Genomic DNA, 26,786 nt, shown 5'->3' on the forward strand with positions numbered 1-26,786 from the left:
AAATTAACGTTTTCCGGCGTTGGGTAATGAAGAAATCAGCGTGCAACCGCAGCCACAGCGATGTCCGTGAAGGGCGATAGGTTTTCCATTGATTTTTGCCCCATCATCACCTTCGGCAATATAGGTTTCGCCATGTTCAGGACAGGAAACTTTATCCATCAGACAGGCAATTTCCAGTCTCATGAATTTCACACCAGAACTTCCTTCAAGGACAGTACCGCCGTGGGTTGTGTTATCATTAATACGAATAACGCCCCGCATACATAACTCCTTAAGCCAGATAATAAATTATTACAGGTAACATTATCGCGATAAAAATTAGCCAGACCAGACGAAATCCATATTTATCAATAAGGCTTCTTTTGAGTGTCCACCCGGATTTATCGATAATACTAAAAACGGGATTTTTTATATCTGATGTACTGAATTTATAAGAGTACTGTTCTCCAACAGAACCATCAGTTTTCATTCCCCAGGACTTTCCGAAGCTAAACTCTTTGCGACTACCCCATCGAACTTCCTTTTTGAAACCACATCTCTCTGTACTTATCTCACTTTCGATGTCGGTTGATTTTTCTTTATAACGCACCAGGTTATTCAGCTCATCAAAACGTAATGTCAGCTCATATTGTTTCTTTAGCCCACCAGCACCAAATAACTCAATCCATTTTGTATCCACAATTTTCCATGAAGCAATCAGTTTATCTTTTTTTTCAATCACAGAAAATGGAATATCATCTCTGTAATTCAAATTCAGAAGTCGACGTTTTAGTTCTGATGTAGAAACGGGCTGTTCACTGTTCATATCGCTCTCAATTATCATAAGGACATTATCCCTAAACCCATTTAAAAAATATCATTTGATTAAACTTAATTAAACCGAAAATCAATATATTGAATTTAACCACATATATCACAGATGAGATTGATTTCATTTTATCGGCTCAGGTGAGTTAATCACACAGCGAACAGTGGTACTGTCAGGGAAGTTATTATCTTTAATGCTATAGCCACGAAAAAATGTTAATCCAACATCTCCTGTTGGATCTGGATTATTCCCTCCTCGTCGCGCCTTGCGATATTGTCCGGTTTTTTTATCTTTAATAATAGGCTTGTCTGGCCCCTGAGGATCTTTTTTTGGCGAATTCCTATAATAATTAGGATCATACCAGTCTTTCACCCACTCGTAACCATTTTCTGCCATACCATACAAACCAAATGGAGTTGGTGGGTATTTATCAACAGGAAAATGAATCGATGTACTATCAATTCCTGTAGTATCTTCCACTGCTTGCCGATCCTCATCTGTAGCGTAATTTTCACCTTTCCCGGTTTTTTCATCTTCTCGCCAAACACCATCATCCGTTGCCACCAGAATATACTGACCCCGACTGCGGGCCGCATATTCCCACTGAGCTTCAGTTGGGAGTGAAAAGGGTAATCCAGTCTCTGTTTTCAACCAAGTACAGTAATTATCTGCTTCAGTCCAAGTCACTATGGCTGGACTATTTTTAAAATGTGTCACTTCAAGAAAAACATCATCATAGCTCTTCTTTTCAAAATGCTGTTCTGGTAAACCTGCCATCTCGAGATAAAACCTGTAATCCTCATGGGTTACTTTAAATTTACCAATAGAAAAGCTGCTGAGTTCTACTTCATGAACAGGTTTGGTATCTTTCTCCGGTGAACAATAAGGGCCACCATCACGCATTTTTTTACAAAAATCGCCCATCCAGAACATTCCACCTTTGACATATACCATGTCGGATTTAACGCGTTTTATATATTGTTGTAATTCTGCCTGCTCCTGCGGCGTATGTTTGACTGGCTTAGTGGCATTATCACAACCGCCAAGGAGCAAGAGCAGGGGAACACCGTATTTATAAAAACTATATTTTCTCATTATTCATTCCCTTCCCACTTTTGTTTATATTGCGTATTCACCGGTTCAAAGTAACATAATGAGGTATAAAATATGTTGTCATCACAATGCGCAAGGTATTGTTTAGTGCAGTTAGGAGAAAACGCATAACCCCTGGCTGGATTATTTTTCAGACGTCTGACCACTTCGTCAAAATCCCGCAAATCTAACCTGTTAATTATATCTTCCAGTTCTTTATCTCGGTTGAGTCCTATCTGTAAAAATGTTTTTAGATTTTTCTGAGCCAACTCGACTATGGTATCCTCATTACCAGGGAAAATACTGCCATCTTTAGTAATTCGTGTCAGTACTTTCTTCCACTCTCGCTTGGTCTGAATGCTGGATAAAATATACAACACCGCCGTTTTTCGATTTTTATTTGTATCAGGGAAAAAACCATCCCCCTGGTTATTAATATCGATACGATCGTATGCGCCATCCCCGGTCAAAACATACAGCGCTATACCTTTCGCTTCTGGAGAAAAAAGATATACGCTGCCTGGATTTGCATTAATTACGTCAGCGAAGTTATTCCGTTCGATAGATTGACTTCTAGCATCAATAAATTCATTCGACATTTCATCAATAAAATCGATAAAGTCTTGCTTAACATTTGCAATTTCAGCAGAAAGTTCGTCATAATAATATTTATATATGTTCTTGCCCCCCATCACCAACATATAGGACAACGCCATAAATGCTTCACTGGTAATTATCGTTAAATGCTTATAATCAATCCCATATAACTGATAAATCACCCATATAGCAAACTCACCGAACAACTCTGGAGATATTTCCCCTTCCACCTCTCCTTTAGCGCCTGCGGCTAGGCACAGACTACCTTTAATATGAAATCTGAAACGCCCTTTCACAAAGCGGACCCTAAACTCGCCGCTTAACCCCACACCTAACTCTGCATCCCCCCCTACAGTCAGAGACGCAAAGTCCGTAAATTTCCCCAGTTGCGCATCTTTTTTCTTTTCAGACTGCTGAACAGGGAGAATGATCTGCTCCAGTGCGGGGGAGTCCAGTCCAAAGGTATGCAGCATATTGGGAAGCTCATCCACCAGTGAATCAAAGGGCTTTAACCACTGTAACGCCCCTCCCAGGCTGCCACCGACTTTCGCCCCACCAAAGGCTTCGCCCTTAACTTCCAGTGCATGAGGTTTTTCTTTGCTGTCTTTGATTGTCACCCCTTTTTTTCGGGTAGCAAAACGCGAACCTGGCGTGCGGTTTCCCATCAATAACTGCTTATTGTTGAATGTCACAAACTGTAGGTTACCTTCCACCTGCGCCGATGCACCAACATAGCCGGTCAACTCGCCATCAATCTTTGCCCGTAAAACACCAATATTCGCCTCCTTGCTGTCAGTAACCATAAATTTAAGCGGCCAGCCAACCCGATCCGGAACATAAATAGTTGAATTCACTTTCCCGGTCAAAAGTGTTAATTCCGCATGCGCTTCCCCTTTTATCCGGGCTTCACCGGTATCCGGGTTCCAGGTGTTCAGAGTGGAGGCATTTGCCGTAAGTCTCAGAAATTGAGCGCCGGCAGAAACATCAATGTAATTGCCTTTTTTGCTGCAATCTTTATACTGACTGTTCCATGCATTAGCCCAGTCAGTCAACGTTGTTTCATAGCTAATATCAGCGCTGACCGTCATGGTGGGGTCCATCATTTGCTTGATGACGGTTTGTGCTGAACTTAGCTTCGTTTTTAACGCGCTGATATTGATTCCTGTAATATTGCCGTTATCGTCTTTCGTAAAGATAGCATCTCCACTAAATGCATCAATCGAAATAATAATAAATTTATTTTTAAATGAATCATAATCGGATTGTTTAACATATGAATAGCAGCGACCATAAACACCTTTATTTAAAGCTTGAATGGGAATCAACTCAATCACTGGCGTATAGCCAGTCTGCTCATTGAACTCACCCAATTCAGCCTGGAGATCTTTAGTCGCTTTGTCGAGAGCGGTTTCAGATGAGGTAATTTTATCCTCATATTCTGGTAGCTTATTTTTATTCGCAATATCTTTCAGATTATTACCGTAGTTCTCTATTGCATCCGAGTAATCAGCTTTGGCTTTATGTTGTTTATCTATCAACTCACTCAGTTTGCTCATGACCTTTTCAAACTCTGCGGCATCAGCTTCATCAATAAAAATCAGCTCAAGCGTTTCTATCCTGAAATAGCACTGGCACGATTTATGAAAAGCAACTTTAACGTTTTTTTCTACTTTGCTTAACGTATGCTCTGCAACTGGCGTTTCTTGTTCGCTCATTATCCCCTCCCTGACTACTCAAAAAATAGTTTGATTGCATCAGGGTCGATACCATAATGCGCTTGCGTATAGCCATTCTCATCCGTCACACCACGAATAATTTGCCCATCTTCGGTTTCAATACGATATGGAATATATGCTTTCGGCTGATTACTGGACTGATCCAACACCTGAAAACCACCATTCATCGGATTATGAAACTCCGGATCGCTTATCGTTACAGGGGAAAGAGCCCGCTCAAGCGAAGCGTTTCCTCCCCACAAAATGGTGCTACTTTTAAGGTCAATTTTACCTGGGGCACCAATCTCGACGGAACCATCTTTGATTTTGATATAAGCGCCGCCAGTACTTGTTAATGTTATTCCCTGCGCGGCATTTAATACGATTTCACTACTGACACTATTGATATTCATTGCTTTATCTGACTGAAGGCGCATAGCGTCCGTTTGCGCCTGAATATCCACCACACCTCTGGCGGCAAACAATTTCATCCCCATCTTTTGGGCAAACAGACTGATGGCTTCACCTGCTGCAACAGTGAGTTTTTTCATGATGCCCATATCCACATTCTCTCCCGCTGTCGCGGTCAGAGTATGGCCTGCGGAAAGCTGGATATTTTTCGGCGTAACCAGACCAATACCAGCAGGAGCGGAAGCCAGTAATCCAGCACCTTTTAGCTGAGCGAGGGCATTACCAAGCTGCTGCTGAGATCCGGCATCTGCTTTCATCGCACCGGAGACGCTCGCGCTCTGTGCCAGCGATGTCACTAGCTGCAATGCATTCTGTAACTGTGCAATCGCTGCATTCATATCCAGCATATTCCCACTGGCCGATGGCTGTTTGTCGGCAGTGATGAACACCCCTGCACCACCGCGGATACTCACCCATTTATCTGTTCGCAGTTCCGCACCTTCCCCCCGCAACTCCCTGTCTGCGTTGACCAGGTGCCCTAAATTCAGTTGGGTCTTGCCTCCGTAAACCGTGCTGAGCTTGATATGTTCCTCGCCGCGCTTGTCCTCCATCCGCAGTTTGTTCAGGCCAGCAGTGCGGATAACATTGCGGGTACTATTCTTTTCAGTCACATGGTCAACATGCCGCGAATCATGCAGCGCATGAGCAATATAGGGACGGTCAGGGTCCCCCTCGTGAAACGCTATCGCCACTTCCGTGCCCTGAATCAGCGGGAAGTGAAAACCGTACACATCGCCGCCGTAAGGCTTGGCAAGGCGTACAGGCATACTCTCCTGGCCCTGTTTTTTATCATCCCGGTCGGCATCAAATTTCACCCGGTACAGGCCGGATGCATCCTGCCAGGCGTAGATATCATTCGCTTTGGCGCTGGTTACCCGTGCCGTCAGCGTACCGCTGATTTTCGGGCGCGGCAGCAACGGCGGTCGCCAGCACACGGTTTCGCTGTAAGGAACGGCAATCATCCCCACCTGTAACGCACTCTTACGGCTGGCGGTAAACCCGGTTCCGGTAATAAGGATCGGTTTTTCTAACGGCGTCGGCAAGGTTGGCGGCAGGCTATCAGTAATGGTGACCACCTGCCCCGGGGCCAGTGACGCCTCCGTACTGACGCCGGTTATCCGCGTCTGGTTTGCCAGAAAACGTTCATGGTCGAGGCGGGCGTAAAAGTTCGCCGTTTCTGCTGTGGGGTCAACTTTGTCACCACGCTCAAGGTGACGCAGTTTATAGTGATACACCTCACCGTAGGTATTTCCCTCACCGTCGCCACGGGTCATATCCGCCGGAACCGACTGCAGAACACTCTGCGCCTCACGGTGGTTGTAATCCCGGGTGGTGACGCTGGCCTCCACCACGTTATGAGAGACATTCAGCCCCCACACCGATTCTGCCCCGCTGTCGCTCATCCCTGACGGGCTGTTTACTGTCAGCGTCTTATCAAATATCAGCCCCCGCTGGGCATCAATAAAATGCACCACCTCGGTCTGCGCATCTTCCTGCAGGGTGAAGTAGTAAAATATCCCCACCTCTGCCAGCAGACGCTGAATAAACGCCAGGTCGCTCTCCTGATACTGGTTTATCTGTTCGCGCTTCGGGTAACTCTGTTTGAGGTTAAACTCATACTCCCAGCCGTGCAGCGCATGGTCCTGTAAGACCTGCTCCACCACTTCCGGCACCGATTTGTTGACGAAGAAGCGATGCGTGCGAAACTGTTTATCCAGCAGGGAAAGAAAAGGTTCGAGGGTTATCTGATACGTCGACTGGTCCGCCGAACAGCTGATCCGCCGGAAGGCCGTCACCACACCATGGACACGTTTGCACTCGGTCAGGCTCTGCAATACGCCGCCGCCCATCGTCAGTGTCGCCGGTTTACTGACCAGCAGTGTGGCATCAATATCTTTATCCGGACTGGTAAAGATAATGTAGTAATAATAAAGCTCGCTCAGGTTTTCCTTACCACTGAATTCTTCCACATCCAGTATCGCAGGGCAGGAAGGAATATCCAGCTGATAACGGTTCAGCGTGGTATTCGTTATCCGGGTCAGCGTATCCATCAAACTCATTATATTTTCTCCGTTAAAGGCTCAGCCGCCTGGGGGTTACAACTGGCAGGCACCGGGGGAGGTGTCGGTGACATCACTGCAATAAGGCAGAAATATTTCTCTTTCCGTCGGCGTCACGTTATAAATACGTCCGTGATTCACTTCCACAGTGACAACCACGTTACGTGGTGCATCTTTATGCGTTCCGGATTTTAATAAATATTCAACAATGAACTGCCCTTTATCCGGGAAACGGTAAAATGAAGGCGGAATACATAGCTGACCATTGGCAACGGTAAGGTTGGGTGAAAAGTTAAAATCCTTGCCCCTGGATGGCGTTCCCCGGGGATTAATACCGATATCGGAAGGTTGATAATCCTGTGCGTCTGTAACCGTAAAGCATACATTGTCCCCTTTCTGACTAACCTGCGCAGTTTCATCCGGGGTCATTCTGTCGCCAGGTCCCGGACATCCCGTTAATACCAGCAGGCTGGCACCGGATAAAAGGACCGACAACAACAGGCGAAAACCAGTCGCATTCATCATAAAAACACCTGCAGAACATTTCCTCATATTTGCATCATGTGTTGAAATACCATCATAAAGAGTAATATCTAATGCTCTGGCTCATCATATTCTCGTTTAGTCAGCGGTATGTTCTTAATTATTCCATTGGCTATCGAAAATCCTGAAACAAAACTTCTTGGGTGATCATTTTCAGCCTGAGATTGCAATACAAATTCAACGATCAAGGGATCTACAGATGTGTCAGGTAAGTGAAAATAAGATGACGGAATACACAATTGACCATCAGCAACCTGTAACTCAGGCGAATCTATAAAGCTTCGCGCCTTAGACGGGGTACTTCTGAGATTAATTGCAATAAAAACAGGCTGGTAATCTTTACTGTCAGGAATAAAAAAACAGACATTGCTTTTATTCATCCATGCATTTATTTTTTCAGCTGGGAAATACTTTACCCCTCCCCATGGACACCCCGTTAACAGAATAATAGAAATAATGAGAAACCCACTCTTTAATAAATGACACTGCATTTTACTTATCACCAGGGAAATCCTCCCAATGTACTTCGATACAGCTTCTGGATCACCGCTTCAGAGGTATTACCATCAAGTGTAACGATATGCCAGCGTCTCAGTAGGTTCCAGCTATAATATCCCCGGGTCTGTAACGTAAAATTGTCTGCAATAATCTGCGCCTGCTGCTCCATTGGATATTCACTTAACAGACGACCATCAAGGGTATAGCGATAACTGACCATCCAGGAGACCAGTCCACGTCCGATAACATTCATTCCCCTTGCCCGTTGCCAGACGTGACTCATTTCGTGGATAAACATATGCTGCATGTCATCCGTAGACTGAGAAAAATCACTCTGGTATTCATCACGAAAATACAGCTCACCGTTCGGCGTCATCGCGGTATGTTCATTTTGCAGATTAAAAGGTAAATACCCCCCCTTGTGGATCCAGACCGTCGGATAGTCGATCGTCGATGCAAACACCGACTGCGCCAGCCTGATTTCACCGGTAGTCAGTAACCTGAGACCACCCTCTTTTATCCTGTCACTGTCGTTTTTCTCAGCCATGAGCAAACTCCAGCACAATACCTTCTTCCTCAGTCCAGCCCATCGTCAGGGACCGTGGTTTCTGCTTCGCCGCCATCTGCATCAGCAACTGCTGGCTGAGCACCGGCAATATCTGCTGATTCAACAGGCTATCGATATTGCGCGCCCCGGTATCCGGCAACAGGCAGGCCGATGTGAGGGCGTCGGACAGGCTTTCATCGATTGAGGTCGTGATACCGTAGTGTGGGGACAGACGCTGACTGACCTGATCCAGCTTCATTTCCACGATGGTACGCATCGCCGCCTGCCCCAGCGGGCGGTAAATTACCGTCTGGAAGCGGGCCAGTAAGGCAGGCTGGAAGTGGTCGCGCAGGATCGGGCGAATCAGCTCGTGCAGGTCCGCGCCGGTGGCGTCCGGTTGCTCGTCCAGCAGTTGCATGATGTGGTCGCTGCCCAGGTTCGAGGTCATCAGGATAACGGTGTTACGGAAGTCGATTTCCCGCCCTTCGCCATCGCGCATAAAGCCGCGGTCGAAGACCTGGTAGAACAGGTTCATCACGTCGCGATGCGCCTTCTCTACTTCGTCGAGCAGCACCACGCTGTAGGGGCGTTTGCGTACCGCCTCGGTGAGAATGCCGCCCTGACCGTAGCCGACATAACCCGGAGGCGAGCCCTTAAGCTGGGAGACGGTATGTGGCTCCTGGTACTCTGAAAGATTGATGGTGATTAAGGATTTTTCTCCACCGAACAGTTCGTCGGCCAGTGTGAGCGCGGTTTCAGTCTTGCCGGTACCGCTCGGGCCGACCAGCAGGAACACACCCTGTGGACCATTTTCCGGCGCAAGGCCCGTTTTCGAAGCACGTAGCCTCTGGGCGATGGCCGTCAGGGAATCATCCTGGCCGACAACGCGTTTGCCCAGGCTCTGCTCCAGGCTCAGCAGCTCCGTCTGCTCATCCTTCATTAATGACGAGAGCGGTACGCCGGTCCAGTCGGCAATCACCGTCGCCACGGTGCGTACGTCCACATCCGGGGTCAGCAGCGGGTTGTGTTGTTGCAGTACGGTCAGTTCGGTTTGCAGGTCACGGGTCTGCGCCTGCTTACTGATATCGGCGCGGCTTTCCAGCAGTTGTGAGAGCAGTTGCTTTTCGGCATGGTACTGGGTTTCCAGCGTCTGCTTTTCTTTGCTCAGTTGCTGAGTCAGCGGTTCGATATCGGCAAGACGGGTATTATGGCTGTCGTTACCCAGCGCGATATCTTCCAGCAGCGCCTGCGCTTCCATCTCAAGCGCGGTGATTTGCGCGGTCAGGCGGGTAATCGCTTCCGGCACGGTATCGAGACTCATGCGGATACGGGCAGCCGCGGTATCCAGCAGATCCACCGCTTTGTCCGGCAACTGGCGGCCGGTCAGGTAGCGGCGCGACAGCGTGACGGCGGCCCGGACGGCATCATCGGTAATGTGTACGCCGTGATGTTCTGCATAGCGGGATTTCAGACCACGCAGCATCAGGCAGGCGGTATCGTCGTCCGGCTCATCCACTTTGACCATCTGAAAACGGCGTTCCAGCGCGGCATCACGCTCGAAGTACTGCTTGTACTCGCTCCAGGTGGTGGCGGCGATGGTTCTGAGTTCACCGCGTGCCAGCGCAGGTTTTAGCAGATTGGCCGCATCCGCGCCGCCTGCCTGATTACCGGCACCGATGATAGTGTGGGCTTCATCAATAAACAGCAGTACCGGCGTCGGGGATTGCTGAACCGCCTCAATGATATTTTTCAGCCGCTGCTCAAATTCACCTTTCACGCCAGCACCGGCCTGTAGCAGACCAAGGTCCAGCGTTCGCAGGGTCACCGGCTTCAGGCTTTCCGGGACGTTGCCCTCCGCGATGCGCAGCGCTAACCCTTCCACCAGCGCGGTTTTGCCGACACCCGGCTCACCCACCAGAATGGGGTTGTTTTTGCGGCGCCGCGAGAGGATATCTACCATCTGGCGAATTTCCGTATCGCGACCGAATACCGGGTCGATTTTGCCTTCCCGGGCTTTCGCCGTGACGTCCAGCGTGAATTTATCCAGCGCGTTCTGCGACGCAGGATTCAACTCACCGTCTTTAACATCCGCACTGACCGGGCGCCCGACAAATTCCACCTCGCCCCCCAGTGCCAGCTCAGCCACCTGCTGCACTTCCGGGCGTTCATCAGACTGCGCATCCAGCAGGGGTCGCAGCCGCTCAAGCTGACTTTCCCGCAGACTCAGTAACGGCCATAAACCGTCGCAGGTAATCAATTGCGGATTTTCCAACATTGCCCGCAGCAGGTGCTGACTGCGTATCTGGTGGTCATCGCTGTCGAGCGACGCGGCAAGCCAGGCCTGCTTCAGCAGCGTTTCCAGCTTACCTGCCAGTTCAGGGCGACTGCATACCGAGCGCGGCAGACGGTCAAGGTGTGCGAGCAAATCCTGCCAGATGGCATCCATATCCCATTCGTAGCGACGCGCCAGCACGGTGATATCGCCTTCACCCTGCTCCAGCAGTTTCAGCAGCCAGTGCTCGGGCGTGATTTCCGCATGCGCCCGCGTCTGACACAGGGAAGCCGCCGCCTCCAGCGCCTGCGCGCAGTAAGGGTTAAGACGTCGTAACAGAACGGCTGAATGGTGTTCCATGGTGATTGCTCTCTCGTCTGGTCGTGTTCAGGCACGCTACCGCCCGTAGCCGTTAACCGATGCCCATAAGGTGAAAGGGATGAAATCTGTATGCTTTTTGCTGAACGTCCGAACAGGCAGGCGCTCACCAAAAACAGCGGACAGGGGGGACTGTCCGCCAGGGGATTACGCGGTGGCGCGTTCGTTCCAGGAATCGGAATGAATGATGTTGCCGTCTTTATAGGTCCAGGTGATTTTTTCGTAGCGCAGCTCAATCTGTTCCAGATGGTTGTGCTTCTCTTTGGACGGGTCCTTGATGTCGTACATCACCGGGTTCACCTTCACCACCTTCACGTTTTCCAGTTTGGTGTTGAAATACTCGGCTTCCTGCCCGGCATCGTTGATTTTGTACCACTTGAATTCGGCAGACTTCAGGGTCTGGCCGGTGGTGACCGCCTTGTACAGGTACGGGCTGGAGGAGTCGATTTCTTTGGTGAACAGGAACGGCGTGTGGATACGCGTACCGGTCAGCTTGCCGGTGTTGTTGTCGGTCGGGATATACAGGTTATGCTCCTGCGCCACCACTTCGATGCTGCCTTCACGGTCCTTAACATCCACAGACCCTTTGATATCTGCGCCGCCGTCATCCTTCAGCCACAGATAAACCGGAATTGCCATAATTAAACCCTCAGTTACTTTTGTTGATGTCGCCGGTTGCAGCGACGCTTTGCTTCTCCGGTGCCTGACAGGCATTTGCCTGCGGCACCAGACTGATTTCGACACGACGATTCAGCGCGCGGCCTTCCGGCGTGTCATTGGTGGCGGCAGGACGGCTTTCACCGTAACCCTGCACCGCAAAACAGCTCTCAGGTACGTCGCCGGTATCGCGCATCCAGTCACGCACCGATTCGGCGCGCTTCAGGGATAACACCTGATTAGTACGGTCATCGCCGGTGTTATCGGTGTAGCCGGACACCACGATCAACCAGCCCTGTTTTGCCTTAATATCGACCAGCGCATTCACCAGCACTTTTGTTGAACCAGGTTTCAGTTGCCATCTGCCGGTATCGAACAGCGACATACTGTCGAGACGGACGGTTTGCGGGCCGGAGGTTCGAATAATGCGTTTAATCACCGGGCGGGGCTGCGGAGGCGGGCTCCAGTCACTGATGGCCGCTTCCACCGGAGGGATGAGACGCAACCCCTGATACAGGCCCAGCCCGTAACGCAGAGGTTCACTCCTGCGCAACCAGTCGTCGAGTAAACGACTGTCTGCGCGCAATCGCTGTTGCACCTGCAATTTCGGGGCAGGCGGCGTGCCGCTGAGATGGTGGTACAGTGCCAGATGGTCACCGACGCTATGCGCAAGTCGCTGGTTATTGACAAAAGACGCCAGCATGGCAAGGGCAAGAAAGAAAAAACACATGCCTCCGGCCAGACGGATATCCTGCATCCGCCTGCTGATACCGCGACGACGCGGCAGGTGTGGAAGCAGAACATCCGGCAGCGGCAACAGGGCATCAATGGTCCCATTCAGGGGCCTGAGCGTGGTGATACCACCTATATGCTGTTGTAACAGGTTATCCGGCAGCGCACTGAGGGGAGTCAGACAAATCCCTGCCGCACAGCATTTCAGTGGCGGAAGTTCACCCTGTCGGTCGCGAAAAAGCGGGGTAATATACTGTGCCGTCAGCGCCAGGAGACGGTCCAGCCACAACGTCTGGCTGAAACGTAAGGTTTCTCCGTTTTCCCGTTGCCAGTCAGTGACCGGCAGAGCAACATGCCCGTGCTGCCGGGCCCGAATGCCCGGCAGATCCGGTGTGACGGTGAACCACTGCATACCATCCCCTTCCTCCACGTGGTTATCCGGCGGTGACGCCCAGGTCACACACCACACCGGAGGAATACCGCTCAGCCACCGCCGGCACTGCACAATGCTCCGGTGCCAGCCACGCAGGGACTGAGTGAAACTCTCTTCTGAAGTATGCTGTTCAGGAATAACCGCCAGCAATACAGAAACCTGTGACACCAGTTCCGGACGCACCGCAGCCAGATGCTGCGCCAGTCCGGGCAGGTGTTCTGCGCTTTGCGCTTTCAGATACCAGCCCGGACGGGTTTCACGAAAAGGGAGATTCTGTGGGAACAGTTGTGCCGTATCACCACAGACCAGCACCACCGCGCCCGGAAAATTTTCCGGCGGCAGACGGTCTCCGGCGACCTGCTCATGAGCAGATGCCTGCTTCCGGTACTGCCCCCACTGGAACCAGAACACGGCGCCACCGGTAATCAACACGCACAGGCAGAGCGCAAGCTGGCTTACGTGTGTCAGCGGCCAGAAGCCCAGTATCAGCCACAGAGCAAGGACTATCGCCAGCACCGTCAGTATTGTGCGGGAACGTTCACCCATCCCTTACCCCTTCCCGGCAATCTGTGACACTTGGTGCGCCAGAATAGTGGACAGCGTGAACCACAGCGCCACCAGCACAGCAATGCCTGCCGCCCAGGAGAGCCAGTATGCCCGGCGACCTGAACGCAGGCGTGAGGCACGCACCACTACGGGCGAATCCTCTGTCAGGGCAAACGGCGGCACCCGTTCACCCAGCATCTTCACCACGTCTTCACGCCGCTCATCATCCTGCGCCCGGTACTGCCCGACGAATCCCAGTTGCAGGGTACGATACAGACAGGTCAGTACGGCGATATTCGGGGCGGGTTCACGCAGCACAGTGCGGATGCGCTCCCACAGCTCCTCACCCGCATTCAGTGTGCTGAAAAAGTGCGCCTGCAGCGGGTCTTTACGCCACTTACGGTAACCGTCATCCTGTTTACCCCGGTTCAGCACACTCTCATCCATCAGGGCGCAGTACGCATACAGCATGGTGTCACTGGCGGTTTCGCTGAAATCTGCAGCCATCAGCGCTTCGCGGGCCTCATTCACCCACTGGCAGGCGCGACGGTACAGCGCATCGCCATTCTGAACGTCCAGGCCACTGCGTAACTGGCTGACCATCAGCCAGCCGGGATAAAATGTTTTATCAATCAGTGTGGTGTCCTTTTCATTCATGAGCGCAGCACCGCAAACAGTTCCAGTTTCACCTCACCCAGAGAACCCGGGGTATAGAAGGTACAGTTTCCCGCCTCCAGCATGGTGCGGGCCGCATCCGTACTCAGGTCCAGCGCGAAATACTGGTTTTCCAGACGCAGCGGAATAGCCGCCGGAACATGGCTGAGCGGTTTGAGTACCATGGCGTTCAGGGCGACATTCACCACATCAGAAACGTCATCGAAACTGCCCGCCTTACACAATTGCGGAAACTTCGTCTGTAGTTCATGATTCGGCATCGCAGAACGTACCGAGAGATAAAAGTCAGCCCCTTCACGCAGTCGGGCATCGTGCAGTCTGCCGCGCCACATTTCGCGGTCGTCTTCATCCTGCACCAGTTCAATTGTCACCACGCGGGACGGCAGGCTCGCTTCAAGTAAGGTATCCAGCAGGGAAAACAGCGGCGGGAACACCATTTCCGGCGCACCATGCTGGTACAACGGAATATCTTCAACATTGTGTTCAAGGGAGAACGTCAGCAGGCTACCGGCGAGCCGCGACAGCTCGCGGTACAGCAGTTCCGGATGGCGGGACGGCGTCTGGTACAACTCCGTCAGCACCGGCTCCGCGCTGTTCAGCGCATTCAGCAGCCAGAACAGTGACACGTCGGCCACCGCGAAATCGGCCATCCGTTCGTTGCTTTCACGGCGCATCGCCATCAGGCGCTTACGTCGCGCCTGCAGGCGGTGCAACAATGCTTTCAGGTCATCCATCAACAACGGACTGGCGGACAGCGACAGCAACGGTGGAATAAAGTGTTTATCCTGAACCCACTGCCCCTGAACGTTACGGGACAGGCGAACGACCGGACAGGTCAGGTATCCACTGTTTTCCTGCGTCGACAGACGAAGCGTCAGCGCGTGACGCAGCACCGCTATCTCCGAACGTGCCTGCCCCGCCAGTTCCTGCACGGTCACGCTTTCGGCAAACCAGCGGTGCGGACGCGGGCTGTCGTGCCCGTCGTCCAGATTGCCACCGTTAGCATTCAGCAACGGCAGCGCCAGTACCACTTCTGCTGTATCCTGCGTCCCTGCTGGAAGAAGCTCGCAGGCCGGTGGCAGAGTGTCCGCAAGCTCGGTGTCCACCAGCACGCCGTCAGGAAAACGGACCACCAGGCGGGTGGCATTCAGTCGGGAAAGTGCCAGCGCCCCTTCATCAAATTCTGCGCACAGCACACCCCAGGGGTGTGCCAGCGCCATCCGGGAAACAGTCTCTGCCACATGCGCATCCCAGCGGGCCTGCTGCTGGAACTGCTGTGGGAACAGAAATGCACCGTCATCCCATAACGGACGATAAATTTTCATCGGGCTCCGCCTTACGCTTTGGCTTTCGGCATCTGGGAAACCAGCGACAGATTCACATCCATCCCTTCCACCTGGAAGTGCGGCACCGCGTACAGCTTCACGCGGAAGAAGCCCGGGTTGTCCTCGATGTCTTCCACCACCACTTTCGCATCGCGCAGCGGGTGGGAAGCCTGCAGCTCGTCGCCCGGATCGGTCATTTCAGTCACCAGATTGCGTACCCAGGTGTTGAGCTCCAGCTCCAGCAGACGGCGGTCCTTGGTGGTACCGATGTTCTCGCGCTGGATAAGCTTCAGATAGTGGGCAATGCGTGACAGCAGGAAGATGTACGGCAGACGGGCGTTGATACGGCTGTTAGCCGTGGCGTCAGCTGTATCGTACAGCGCCGGTTTCTGGGTGGAGTTCGCCGAGAAAAAGCAGGCGTAGTCGCGGTTTTTGTAGTACGACAGCGGGATAAAACCGAGATTAGCGAATTCGAATTCGCGGGTTTCCGGGATCATCACCTCTGATGGGATTTTCACCTGGTTGCCGGTGCCCAGATCGTACAGATGGATTGGCAGGTCCTGCACCGCACCGCCCGCCTGCGGGCCACGGATTTGCACGCACCAGCCGTTATTGATAAAGCTGCGCACCATATTGGCGGCAAAAGCGAACGACGCATTGGTCCACAGGTATTTCTCGTGGTCCGGGCCTTTCACCTGCTCAATATAGTTAAAGCTGCGTACCGGTACGGTGTCCGGACCGTACGGCAGTCGGCCCAGCACGCGTGGCATCACCAGGCCAAGGTAACGGGAATCATCGGTGTCGCGGAACGATTTCCACTTGATGTATTCCGCGCGATCGAAGTAGTTACCGATATCTTTAATGGCAGCGACTTCTTCCATCGAGCTTTTGAGGAAGAATTTCGGGCCAGCAGAGCCGATAAACGGCATATGGGCGGCTGCGGAGACTTTTGAGATGTTGCGCATCAACGCCACATCCTGCGGGCTGGCGTCAAATTCATATGCCGAAATCACCGCCGCAATCGGCTCCCCTCCGGGGGTGTCGTACTCACTGGTATAAGAGTGCCAGTACAGTCCGCTCTGGATAAGCTCCGGCGCATCCTCAAAATCCTGGCGCAGATCGTCTTTCGATACATCCAGAATTTCGGTACGCACGTTCTGGCGATAGTCGGTGTTGTCCACCAGATGTTTCAGACCGCGCCAGAGCGACTCAACCTTCTGAAATTCTTCATGGTGCATCACTGCATCCAACTGGCGGCTGATTTGATGATCCAGTTCAGCGATATGATGGTCAATTAAGGTTTTGTCGAGCTTCTCCACCTTCTGCCCGGACTGACGCAGACGCTCCAGAAACACCTGCACGCCAGCGGTAATACGCTCGTTTGTATCCGCTTCCGCCATGGCAGCTTCATCCTGCCAGGTGTTGATATCGCTCAGGTGTGAAGCGGGTTTCAGGTTAATTTTTTCAAACAGGGAAGCATAAACGCCGCCCGCATCCGGACGATCCAGTACAACGGTTTCGCCTGTCGATGAGGCATTTTCATTCTGTACAGACATCAGCATGGTCTCGTAGTAATCCGTGGAAGAATCAGGCGTCTTTTGGGGCAAGGGCGGCGATTTCGCTACGCAGCTCGTGGCTTAGCGCCGGGTCGCGTAAGATCAGCTCCAGCTCTTTGCGGAACGTGGCGTTATCAAGCAGATTAGATTTGAGGTCGCGCAGCAGGCTGCGCATGGCAAGCATGGCTTTCAACTGAGGAATTTGTCGGGCAACCTGCTCCGGCTCGAAACCCTTCATGTTTTTAAACGTCAGCCGGATATTTTCTTCACCACCACCACCCGTCAGCGTATTTTCCACGGCGAGATTCACTTCGGGAGAAAATTCAGCGAGCACGCTGTCATAATTGTTTTTATTAATGTCGATTTTACTCCGCTCTGACAGCGGACGATTTTCCTTTCCGTTACTAAAATCACCGGTCACCAGTAATTTAAGCGGTAGCTCAACTTTCTTTTGTGCGCCACCGGTATGCAGGTCAAGCCGGATATTTACGCGTGCCTTTGGTATCTCATTTTGAAACGAACTTGCCATACCTACCCTCTTCCGAACAGAAGTTATGTGCCGAAAATGACACTTCTTTACGGAAACCATTCTGGTATTAATCGCTAATTTAGAACAGTGATCAAGATCAATAATCTGCCAAATCTATATTTTTCGATATTTAAATCCAAAATTGGACTGTGTAAAAATGGACAGTTCAAAACAGGGCATGCATACAGCTAAGAGAGCAAGCATCATACAAGAAAGGAAGTGGGCTGTTACAGAGACTGTGCTCAGAAGGAACGAATTAATACACTGAAGAGTAATAAAACTCAAACAAAATCGTACGTAATTATACCTAAGCAGCGTCCGGCTGAAAAAATAAAACCTTTAATTCAACGTACGAACATTATTAACTCAGATAATTCTCTTGCTTATATCATTCGCTATATAAATAAATATGCAGTGATTAATTGATTGACCTCCGAAATAGATCGAATTCCAAAAATGGACCGATGAAAATGCTCTGACTTTTCAAAATATATCTGCCGGCATCAGCCATAAATTTACCCAAGGCCGGGGAAGGTTATTAACAGTATCAGGAGCGGGGTGGAAAGCAAAACGCAGGCTCATCACGAACAGGACTATCAAAAAGTGGTGGGAGGAAGCCAGAAAGGAAGCTGAGCTAAAACTTAGGGTGAAATGGACGGCCACTTCCATGAGATCAAAGCCAGATGCTCGTTTACGGCAGGAAAGTGAAGGTGACTCCGTCTGTCGACGCACCACTTTTGGCGAAGAATCGTGAAAAAATCACACCGATTTTTTCACACCGATATTCTAATAGTCCAAAGCAAAAAGGGGTTACCTTTCGGTAACCCCTTCTCTTAATTGGCGGAAGCGTAGAGATTCGAACTCTAGAACCCTTTCGGGTCGCCGGTTTTCAAGACCGGTGCCTTCAACCGCTCGGCCACGCTTCCAATGAGGCGCACTATAAACATCCCGAACGGACCTGTAAAGCACCAAAACGTTCGTTTGCCTGAAAAACAGCCAAAATGCTGTTATTCGCCTGAAAAAACAACAAAATGGCTATTTTTACGACGCTTTATCCGTCAGATTTCCGCTTAATGCTTTTTGATGTAGATATCTTTAGTGGCGAAATTCCCCAGACGATCGGGTGCAAATCCGCCTACCCACGGTTTTACCAGGTGCGTACGTACGTAGTGATAGACCGGAATGGCCGGTACATCACGCGCCAGCAGGTCTTCGGCCTTCTGGTAATCACGCGCACGCTGGGCGACATCCTGCGTCTTCGCGGCGTCGCGTAACGCCTCGTCATAGTCCGGGTTGCTGTACTTGGCCGTATTCTCGCTGTCGCCGGTACGGAAAGTGTTGAGGAACGTCGAGGCGTCATCGTAGTCCGCAATCCAGGCGTAGCGCACGACGTCAAAGTTGCCGGTATGCATCGCATCCAGCATGGTCTTCCACTCCTGGTTTTGCAGCTTGGCTTCAACCCCGAGGTTTTTCTTCCACATCGAGGCTGCCGCTATCGCGATGCGCTGGTGTGATTCCGACGTGTTGTACAGCAGATTGAACGACAGCGGGTGCGCGTCATTAAATCCGGCTTCCGCCAGCAGCTTTTTCGCCTCAGCCATACGCTTATCGCGCGGCCAGGAGGCGTAATCAGGCCCGTGCAGCTTCACGCCGCCAATATCCGGCTGGCTAATCACCCATGCCGGGCTTTGCCCCTGCCCTAACACTTTGTCGGCAATAATGTCTTTATCCAGCGCCATATTTAGCGCACGACGCACGCGGGCATCGTTAAACGGTGGTTTTGTGGTATTGAACTCATAGTAGTAAGTCGCCAGCTGCGGCTTCACGTCGACCTGATCGCCGAGCGTCTTTTTCAACTGGCTGAACTGGTTAATCGGTAAGGTGTAAACGATGTCGACTTCACCGGCTTTATAACGGTTCACATCAGAGGCTTCAGAACGAATAGGCAGGTAGGTCACTTTATTGACCACGGTCTTCGCGTTGTCCCAGTAACGTGGGTTTCGCTCGGCCACAATGCGCTCGTTAACCACCCACTGCGAGAGCGTATAGGCTCCGCTGCTGACAAAGTGCTCCGGTTTCACCCATTTATCGCCAAACTGGCCGATCAGCACTTTATCCAGCGGCACCATTGACGGGTGCGCAAGCATAGCGAGGAAGGCGGAGTTAGGCTGCGTCAGGGTGACTTCAACCGTGGTATCGTTCAGCGCTTTCACGCCAAGGGTATCTGGCGCTTTCTTACCTAAGGCGATATCCGCCGCGTTCACGATATGCATATTGCCCGGGTAGCTGGCGTAAGGCGATGCGGTGGTTGGCGTGACCAGGCGCTGCCAGCTCCAGACCACATCCTGCGCGGTAATCGCTGAGCCATCAGACCAGGTAATCCCCGGGCGCAGATGGAACGTCCAGACGGTATTGTCTTTATTGTCCCAGGATTCCGCTAGCCGCGGCTCAATGCTGCCGTCGGGCTTCACCGCCACCAGACCATCAAACATATCGTTAAGGATGTTGAACTCAACGTCACTCTCAACCTTATGCGGATCAAGCGAGGCCGGTTCATTGCCGTTGCCGCGTACCAGCTCCTGTTTGTCGGCAAGCGCGGTACCTTCCGGTACGTTTGCTGCCTGCACAGCTGCGGTGATACCTAGCGCCAATAGCGCGATCGTGATGTTGTTATAGTGTTTTAATTTCATTTCCATTGCCTTGTTGTTATAACCCTCTTCACTGTTAGCATGAAGCCGCAACAACGCAAATGCTTTCAACAACCTATAAGAGTTTGATCTCGATCCTGGTGATTTTATTAATGGAATTTGTGACCCACCAGTAATACCCTGATTTGACAGAGTAAAGATGGGTAAAATCATTAGGGAATAAAGAAGAGATTTCTTATTCTGTCTCACTAATAACATCTGTCATATAAAGGGTGACTTATGGATCGCATAATTACTTCATCGCGTGACCGCTCATCGTTGCTGAGCACACACAAAGTTCTGCGTAACACCTATTTTCTGCTGAGCCTGACGCTGGCGTTTTCCGCCATTACCGCGACTGCCAGCACCGTGCTGATGCTGCCGTCTCCGGGTCTTATCCTGACGCTGGTTGGCATGTATGGCTTAATGTTCCTGACCTATAAAACGGCTGATAAGCCGGTCGGTATTCTGTCGGCCTTCGCCTTTACGGGCTTCCTGGGTTACATCCTGGGGCCGATTCTGAACGCCTATCTGTCTGCGGGCATGGGTGACGTTATCGGTATGGCGCTGGGCGGCACTGCGCTGGTCTTCTTTAGCTGCTCAGCCTACGTGCTGACCACCCGTAAGGACATGTCCTTCCTCGGCGGTATGCTGATGGCTGGTATCGTGGTGGTGCTGATTGGTATGGTGGCGAACATCTTCCTGCAGCTGCCTGCCCTGCACCTGGCAATTAGCGCGGTGTTTATACTGATCTCTTCCGGTGCCATCCTGTATGAGACCAGCAACATCATCCGCGGCGGTGAGACCAACTACATCCGTGCTACCGTTAGCCTGTATGTCTCGCTGTACAACATCTTCGTCAGCCTGCTGAGCATTCTGGGCTTCGCAAGTCGCGATTAATCCCAACTCAACGGACCCAAGGCCTCGCTTATGCGGGGCCTTTTTATTTGCTACACTTGCCGCCATCTGTTTGTTGCGTGAAATATTATGCTTATCTACGAAAACACCGAAATCGAGACCGATAGCGAAGGCTATCTCAAAGACACCACGCTATGGAGCGAAGGCCTGGCGGCGGCGATTGCCGCAAATGAAGGTATTGAACTGAGCCCCGAACATTGGGAAGTCGTGCGCTTCGTGCGTGAGTTTTACCTGGAGTTCAATACCTCTCCGGCCATTCGTATGCTGGTCAAAGCGATGGCGAATACCTTCGGCGAAGAGAAAGGCAACAGCCGCTACCTGTATCGCCTGTTCCCGAAAGGCCCGGCCAAACAGGCCACCAAAATCGCGGGCCTGCCTAAGCCGGTGAAGTGTATTTAATAGCGGATGCTGAAGTTGCTCCACGCTTTATCGGGTTGGTGAGGTTCCGCCAGGACTTTATCAACCCGGGCGCTGCGCGGCCCGCCCGCTTTCAACCACGCCAGTAGCTTCTCAACCTGCTCTTCACTTCCGCAGGCGACAACCTCCACGCTGCCATCATCGAGATTCAGCGCGTAGCCTCGCAAACCCAGGCGCACCGCCTCCTGCTGGGTAAAAAAACGAAAGCCGACGCCCTGTACCTGGCCGTAAACCCAACAAATCACACATTTATCCATGCGGTTCTCCCCCGGTATGGTTCAGACGATTTACCCCACTCTAGCGCCAATTGCCCTGACATTCTTCCGCTGTTCGTTGCATTTAGGCAGGGAAGTCGGGAAAATGCAGCCTGATCCCTTCCTATATAGTCAGATAAAAAACTATGAGTGTACGTTTAGTGTTAGCCAAAGGGCGCGAAAAATCATTGCTGCGCCGTCATCCCTGGGTCTTTTCTGGTGCGGTCGCTCGCATGGAAGGCAAAGCCAGCCTCGGCGAGACCATTGATATTGTCGACCATCAGGGGAAATGGTTAGCCCGCGGCGCATATTCTCCCGCTTCGCAGATCCGCGCTCGCGTGTGGACGTTCGATGCCAACGAAACTATCGATATCAACTTCTTCGTGCGTCGCCTGCAGCAAGCGCAAACCTGGCGCGACTGGCTGGCACAGAAAGACGGGCTGGACAGCTATCGTCTGATCGCCGGCGAATCTGATGGCCTGCCGGGCGTCACCATCGACCGATTCGGCTCCTTCCTGGTGCTGCAACTGCTGAGCGCCGGTGCGGAATACCAGCGCGCGGCGCTGATTAGCGCACTGCAAACGCTGTACCCGCAATGTGCGATTTACGATCGTAGCGACGTTGCCGTGCGTAAAAAAGAAGGTATGGAACTAACCCAAGGGCCCGTCACCGGTGAACTGCCGCCAGCCCTGCTGCCGATTGAAGAACACGGCATGAAGCTGCTGGTGGATATTCAGGGTGGCCATAAAACCGGCTATTATCTTGACCAGCGCGACAGCCGCCTGGCGACGCGCCGCTACGTGGCGGATAAACGCGTCCTGAACTGCTTCTCCTACACCGGCGGCTTTGCGGTCTCTGCGCTGATGGGCGGTTGTAGCCAGGTCACCAGCGTGGATACCTCCCAGGAAGCGCTGGACGTGGCACGTCAAAACGTCGAGCTGAACAAACTGGATCTGAGCAAAGCCGAATTCGTTCGTGATGACGTCTTCAAGCTGCTGCGTAAATACCGCGATCAGGGCGAGAAGTTCGATGTGATCGTGATGGACCCACCGAAGTTTGTCGAAAATAAAAGCCAGCTGATGGGGGCTTGCCGCGGCTATAAAGACATCAACATGCTGGCTATTCAGCTCCTGAACCCGGGCGGCGTGCTGCTGACTTTCTCCTGCTCCGGCCTGATGACCTCAGATTTATTCCAGAAAATCATCGCTGATGCCGCAGTAGATGCCGGTCGTGATGTACAATTTATAGAGCAGTTCCGTCAGGCAGCCGATCACCCGGTGATTGCAACCTACCCGGAAGGACTGTACCTGAAAGGATTTGCCTGCCGCATCATGTAACTTGAAAAGCGAAATGGTGTCTATATATGTAGAGATACAGAGATAACGCCATTTCCCGGGAGGTGAGTATGATGATTACCAGCAAATTCGGTATTGGCCAGCAGGTGCGTCACTCCCTGCTGGGCTACCTGGGCGTGGTGGTAGATATCGACCCGGTTTACTCGCTCGACGATCCTGATCCCGACGATCTTGCGGCCAACGATGAACTTCGCGCGTTGCCCTGGTATCACGTGGTGATGGAAGATGACGATGGCCAGCCGGTACATACCTATCTGGCCGAAGCCCAGTTGAGCAGCGAACCGCGCGAAGATCACCCAGAGCAACCCACGATGGATGAACTGGCACGTACCATCCGCCGACAGCTACAAGCTCCGCGGCTGCGTAACTAACCGCCGCGTTAAAGACAAAACCCCGCACTGCGGGGTTTTTTATTATGACGTACAGACTGAATTACGTAGCCCGGCCGAGCGAAGCCGTGAATGCCCCCAGAGCCAGTTTTCACACCTTATCCGAGCGACTCTTATTATTTTGCCAAGCCTAAACGCGGGATCTCAATCGCCGGGCAGCGGTCCATCACCACGTTCAGACCCGCGTTGCGCGCCAGCACCGCAGCCTGCTCGTTAATCACGCCGAGCTGCATCCACAGCGTTTTAGCGCCAACCGCGATAGCTTCTTGCGCCACGCCCCACACCGCTTCAGAGTTGCGAAAGACATCAACCATATCGACCTTTTCCGGCACATCGGCAAGCGTAGCATAGCCTTTCTGGCCCAGCAGCGTACCGCCAGCCACCTTAGGTGACACCGGGATCACGCGATAGCCTTGATCCAGTAAATATTTCATGACCCGATAGCTTGGGCGGTCAGGTTTGTCACTTGCCCCCACCAGCGCAATGGTGTGGGTGGTGGTCAAAATGTTGGCAATATCATGTTCTGTCATCATTATCCTCCTGGCTAATCGTTTAAGTGTACGCGAGCACGCTGATGTCGCGCGTCAAATTTTTGCTATTCAGAGCTTGCAGGCTGATTCGCTTGCAGTAATCTGTCTGGATTACACACTTAGGGAATGGTTTATGGAACTCACCACTCGCACCTTACCGGCGCGTAAACACATTGCGCTGGTTGCGCACGACCACTGCAAAGATATGCTGATGAAATGGGTGCAACGCCACCGGGATTGTCTGGCGCAGCATACGCTGTCGGCCACCGGCACTACCGGTAACCTGGTACAACGCGCCACGGGCCTGGAAGTGAAAGCGATGCTGAGCGGCCCGATGGGCGGCGATCAACAGGTGGGTGCGCTGATTTCGGAAGGTAAAATCGACGTCCTGATCTTTTTCTGGGATCCACTCAATGCCGTTCCGCACGACCCGGACGTCAAGGCGCTACTGCGTCTGGCAACCGTCTGGAATATTCCGGTTGCGACCAATGCGTCCACCGCTGATTTTATTATCCAGTCGCCGAATTTCAGCGAACCGGTTGATATCCTGATTCCTGACTACCAGCGCTACCTCTCTGAGCGTTTGAAATAAGCGTCTGAAGCAAGCCGGAGTCACCGACTCCGGCTTATCTTACGGTTTTCGTGCCACCGGCACTGACAGCTGCTTCAAAATATCCACAAACGGTGACGGCTGTTGCTGGTTAAACAGCAGCCAGACGCGCAAACGTGCACGAGTAATGGCCACGTATAGCAAGCGTCTCTCCTCGGCGTCCGGGAAATCTTCTGGTGCAGGCAGTAGCGCCTGTTCCATAATCGACTCACGCGCAGGTGCCGGGAAACCGTCAAATCCTTCCTTAAGCCCCAGCACGATGACGTAGTCCGCCTGTTGACCTTTGCTGGCGTGAACGGTCATAAAATCAATATTGAGCTTAGGCCAGCGCGTGGCGGCTTTATCCAGCGCGGCAGGCTTCAGATGGTGGTAACGCGCCAGCACCAGGATCCGCTGCTCCTCAGTGGCGTAACCACTGAGCTTATCGAACAGCGCATCAAGCTTGTCATCTTCCAGCAGCATCACCGCATGCTTATCACCCGCTGTGAGGCTATTGAGTGGTTTACTGAGCTGGTGCGGGTTTTGCTGAATAAACCGATTGGCTATCTCGCCAATACGGCTATTAAATCGGTAGGTGGTATCCAGCGCACAGTTATCACCTTCACCAAAATAGTGGTTAAACGCGGTGGTCAGCGAAAGCTGCGCGCCGCTGAAGCGATAAATGGCCTGCCAGTCATCCCCCACAGCATAGAGCGAGGTTTGCGAGTTCTGCTTGCGCAGCGCCGCCAACAGGGCGGCTCGCTGTGGAGAGATATCCTGAAATTCATCCACCAGAATATGCTTCCACGGACTGACAAAGCGACCTTTCTCCAGAATATTGATGGCCTGATGGATAAGACCAGAGAAGTCGACGGCGTTTTCTTCTTTGAGCGCCGTTTTCCACGCCTTCAGCAGCGGCGCCATTAGCTTCACACGCTTGCCAAACAGGTCGCGAACCTCTTCCGGCGCACCGGCAATCATCTCCGCCTGTGAACCGCCGTGCATACGCATCAGGCTGACCCAGCGGTCAAGACGGCTCCCCATGCGTTTAATGAGCTTTTCATCTTCCCAGAAATTATCTTCGGCAACGTCCCAACCCATCTCATCCTGGAGCCACAAACGCCAGCCTTTAGCCTGTGCTTTTTTCTCCCGACACTGCTGCTGCCAGCATTGGGTAAACAGTGCATAGCGGGCAGAGGAATCGTTTTCCAGCTTGCTGACAACCGGAACCTTTTTGCTCCCCTGCTGAATAATATGCAGCGCCAGCGCGTGGAAAGTACGCGCGGTGATAGCATCCGTATGCAGCCGCGTTTGCAGGCGCTCATCCATCTCCTGCGCGGCTTTTTTACCAAAGGCCAGCAGAAGGATTTGCTCCGCCGACGCTTCACCCCGCGCAAGCAACCAACCCGCCCGCGCCACCAGCACGGACGTTTTTCCGCTACCAGCCCCGGCCAGCACCAGCAGCGAACGTTCACCATTCACCACTGCTCGAGCCTGAGAGGCATTAAGTGGCGATGACTCAATCTGTTCGAAAAATTCAGCGTATTTTTCCAGCATCGCCTCGGTGTAACGCTGATTATGCTGCTCGCGACCTCTCTCTTTATCAGCCAGCCATGCCTGACATTGATGCCAGGCATCACGGCAGTTATCAAATGCCTCAAGACGGTCGGTCGGTAACGGCAGCCCTTCCAGCGCAGCCACAACCTGCTGGCGTATTTTTTGCGCCTGTTGACGGGTGAGCCATTGGGTTTCAGCGCTGCTGCCTGCAATAACGGCCAACTGTTTTTCGAGAAGGTCAGCAGCTATCGCGCTCATTTCCTCGCCCCATTGCTGCCAGAGCCCCAGCAGATGGTGATGGAAGCGCTGCGTTTCTCCCCACTCGGTTCCGTGCAGACGTACGACTTTATCTTCAGGTAAAACGAACTCCAGCTCCCCCCACACCAGACCGCGTTTGCAGTTGATGGCCAGAAGCTGGTTGAAAGGAATGAGATACTCATGCTGAGGGCCGGAGACCCTGACGCCGGCGTTGAGGATCTCAACCCGGTCATAAGGATGCTGCGCCATGCGCTTGCCCAGCGTTGTTGATTTTAATTCCATGTCGTTTCGAATCCTGACTTTTTCGATACCTCACAGTGTAACCCCCAGAGAATAGGTGCTCCAGCGCAAAAAAACGTTACAATCATCAGGTCTTGTTATTCACAGTGCTACACAGA

The 26,786-nt window shown here is 52.2% G+C and carries 24 protein-coding genes and 1 tRNA gene; 5 read left to right on the forward strand and 20 right to left on the reverse strand.

The annotated features are described in order from the left end of the window. Window positions 1-3: 3 nt before the first annotated feature. From ACH1XZ_RS08870 to ACH1XZ_RS08950, 17 genes are all read right to left on the reverse strand, one after another. Window positions 4-261, reverse strand: coding sequence for a PAAR domain-containing protein (locus ACH1XZ_RS08870; RefSeq protein WP_395595239.1), 258 nt, complete (start codon window positions 259-261; stop codon window positions 4-6). Window positions 262-271: 10 nt separating this feature from the next. Then, entirely contained in the window at window positions 272-805 is a 534-nt protein-coding gene (locus ACH1XZ_RS08875; RefSeq protein WP_395595240.1) for a hypothetical protein, read from the reverse strand. A gap of 126 nt (window positions 806-931) precedes the next feature. Beyond that, window positions 932-1,903 carry a formylglycine-generating enzyme family protein gene (locus tag ACH1XZ_RS08880; RefSeq protein WP_395595241.1) on the reverse strand — a complete coding sequence of 324 codons (972 nt, stop codon included), beginning with the start codon at window positions 1,901-1,903 and terminating at the stop codon, window positions 932-934. Beyond that, window positions 1,903-4,212 carry a hypothetical protein gene (locus ACH1XZ_RS08885; RefSeq protein WP_395595242.1) on the reverse strand — a complete coding sequence of 770 codons (2,310 nt, stop codon included), beginning with the start codon at window positions 4,210-4,212 and terminating at the stop codon, window positions 1,903-1,905. The genes ACH1XZ_RS08880 and ACH1XZ_RS08885 overlap by 1 nt, the downstream gene beginning before the upstream one ends. Window positions 4,213-4,226: 14 nt before the next feature. Continuing rightward, window positions 4,227-6,734: a type VI secretion system Vgr family protein gene (locus ACH1XZ_RS08890; RefSeq protein ID WP_395595581.1), complete on the reverse strand. Its 2,508-nt coding sequence runs from the start codon at window positions 6,732-6,734 to the stop codon at window positions 4,227-4,229. Window positions 6,735-6,779: 45 nt separating this feature from the next. Then, window positions 6,780-7,268, reverse strand: a complete 489-nt coding sequence (locus tag ACH1XZ_RS08895; protein ID WP_395595243.1) for a putative T6SS immunity periplasmic lipoprotein — start codon at window positions 7,266-7,268, stop codon at window positions 6,780-6,782. Between the two features lie 68 nt (window positions 7,269-7,336). Then, on the reverse strand, window positions 7,337-7,789 hold the full coding sequence (locus ACH1XZ_RS08900; RefSeq protein ID WP_395595244.1) for a putative T6SS immunity periplasmic lipoprotein: 453 nt from the start codon (window positions 7,787-7,789) through the stop codon (window positions 7,337-7,339). After that, complete coding sequence (locus tag ACH1XZ_RS08905; protein WP_395595245.1) at window positions 7,786-8,331, reverse strand: type IV secretion protein Rhs; 546 nt, start codon at window positions 8,329-8,331, stop codon at window positions 7,786-7,788. Before ACH1XZ_RS08905 ends, ACH1XZ_RS08900 begins: the two co-directional genes overlap by 4 nt. Further along, a complete protein-coding gene (gene tssH, locus ACH1XZ_RS08910) occupies window positions 8,324-10,963 on the reverse strand; it encodes a type VI secretion system ATPase TssH (protein ID WP_395595246.1) in 2,640 nt (879 codons plus the stop codon). The genes ACH1XZ_RS08905 and tssH overlap by 8 nt, the downstream gene beginning before the upstream one ends. Before the next feature lie 165 nt (window positions 10,964-11,128). Further along, a complete protein-coding gene (hcp, locus tag ACH1XZ_RS08915; RefSeq protein WP_395595247.1) occupies window positions 11,129-11,620 on the reverse strand; it encodes a type VI secretion system effector Hcp in 492 nt (163 codons plus the stop codon). Window positions 11,621-11,630: 10 nt separating this feature from the next. Next, window positions 11,631-13,349: an OmpA family protein gene (locus ACH1XZ_RS08920; RefSeq protein ID WP_395595248.1), complete on the reverse strand. Its 1,719-nt coding sequence runs from the start codon at window positions 13,347-13,349 to the stop codon at window positions 11,631-11,633. 3 nt (window positions 13,350-13,352) lie between these two features. Then, window positions 13,353-14,006 carry a type VI secretion system protein TssL, short form gene (gene tssL / locus ACH1XZ_RS08925; RefSeq protein WP_395595249.1) on the reverse strand — a complete coding sequence of 218 codons (654 nt, stop codon included), beginning with the start codon at window positions 14,004-14,006 and terminating at the stop codon, window positions 13,353-13,355. After that, window positions 14,003-15,349: a type VI secretion system baseplate subunit TssK gene (tssK, locus tag ACH1XZ_RS08930; protein ID WP_395595250.1), complete on the reverse strand. Its 1,347-nt coding sequence runs from the start codon at window positions 15,347-15,349 to the stop codon at window positions 14,003-14,005. Before tssK ends, tssL begins: the two co-directional genes overlap by 4 nt. An 11-nt stretch (window positions 15,350-15,360) precedes the next feature. After that, window positions 15,361-16,911 (reverse strand): type VI secretion system contractile sheath large subunit, encoded by a 1,551-nt coding sequence (gene tssC / locus ACH1XZ_RS08935; protein WP_395595251.1) that lies wholly within the window; start codon window positions 16,909-16,911, stop codon window positions 15,361-15,363. Between the two features lie 25 nt (window positions 16,912-16,936). Beyond that, window positions 16,937-17,434, reverse strand: coding sequence for a type VI secretion system contractile sheath small subunit (gene tssB / locus ACH1XZ_RS08940; RefSeq protein WP_395595252.1), 498 nt, complete (start codon window positions 17,432-17,434; stop codon window positions 16,937-16,939). Between the two features lie 838 nt (window positions 17,435-18,272). Then, window positions 18,273-18,360, reverse strand: a tRNA-Ser gene (locus ACH1XZ_RS08945). Window positions 18,361-18,504: 144 nt separating this feature from the next. Further along, a complete protein-coding gene (locus ACH1XZ_RS08950; protein ID WP_395595253.1) occupies window positions 18,505-20,124 on the reverse strand; it encodes an ABC transporter substrate-binding protein in 1,620 nt (539 codons plus the stop codon). Window positions 20,125-20,361: 237 nt separating this feature from the next. Between ACH1XZ_RS08950 and yccA the strand changes: the two genes are divergently transcribed. Both yccA and tusE read left to right on the forward strand, forming a co-directional pair. Next, entirely contained in the window at window positions 20,362-21,021 is a 660-nt protein-coding gene (gene yccA, locus ACH1XZ_RS08955; RefSeq protein WP_052284078.1) for an FtsH protease modulator YccA, read from the forward strand. Window positions 21,022-21,108: 87 nt separating this feature from the next. Beyond that, a complete protein-coding gene (gene tusE / locus ACH1XZ_RS08960) occupies window positions 21,109-21,438 on the forward strand; it encodes a sulfurtransferase TusE (protein WP_202216118.1) in 330 nt (109 codons plus the stop codon). On the opposite strand, the gene yccX is transcribed toward tusE, so the two are convergent. After that, on the reverse strand, window positions 21,435-21,713 hold the full coding sequence (gene yccX / locus ACH1XZ_RS08965) for an acylphosphatase (protein ID WP_395595254.1): 279 nt from the start codon (window positions 21,711-21,713) through the stop codon (window positions 21,435-21,437). The genes tusE and yccX overlap by 4 nt on opposite strands. A gap of 143 nt (window positions 21,714-21,856) precedes the next feature. Here yccX and rlmI point away from each other — a divergent pair, with 143 nt between their 5' ends. Beyond that, window positions 21,857-23,047 carry a 23S rRNA (cytosine(1962)-C(5))-methyltransferase RlmI gene (gene rlmI / locus ACH1XZ_RS08970; RefSeq protein ID WP_395595255.1) on the forward strand — a complete coding sequence of 397 codons (1,191 nt, stop codon included), beginning with the start codon at window positions 21,857-21,859 and terminating at the stop codon, window positions 23,045-23,047. Window positions 23,048-23,118: 71 nt separating this feature from the next. After that, window positions 23,119-23,436 (forward strand): heat shock protein HspQ, encoded by a 318-nt coding sequence (gene hspQ, locus ACH1XZ_RS08975; RefSeq protein ID WP_035892449.1) that lies wholly within the window; start codon window positions 23,119-23,121, stop codon window positions 23,434-23,436. Window positions 23,437-23,570: 134 nt separating this feature from the next. Here hspQ and ACH1XZ_RS08980 read toward each other — a convergent pair whose 3' ends face one another. Beyond that, entirely contained in the window at window positions 23,571-23,984 is a 414-nt protein-coding gene (locus ACH1XZ_RS08980) for a CoA-binding protein (protein ID WP_395595582.1), read from the reverse strand. Window positions 23,985-24,117: 133 nt separating this feature from the next. Between ACH1XZ_RS08980 and mgsA the strand changes: the two genes are divergently transcribed. Further along, on the forward strand, window positions 24,118-24,576 hold the full coding sequence (gene mgsA, locus ACH1XZ_RS08985; protein WP_185666531.1) for a methylglyoxal synthase: 459 nt from the start codon (window positions 24,118-24,120) through the stop codon (window positions 24,574-24,576). Window positions 24,577-24,615: 39 nt separating this feature from the next. Here the strand turns inward: mgsA and helD are convergent, their stop codons facing one another. After that, entirely contained in the window at window positions 24,616-26,670 is a 2,055-nt protein-coding gene (helD, locus tag ACH1XZ_RS08990; protein ID WP_395595256.1) for a DNA helicase IV, read from the reverse strand. Between the last annotated feature and the right edge of the window lie 116 nt (window positions 26,671-26,786).

This window comes from Kluyvera chengduensis (assembly GCF_044197065.1).
GTDB classification, from domain to species: Bacteria; Pseudomonadota; Gammaproteobacteria; order Enterobacterales; family Enterobacteriaceae; genus Kluyvera; species Kluyvera ascorbata_C.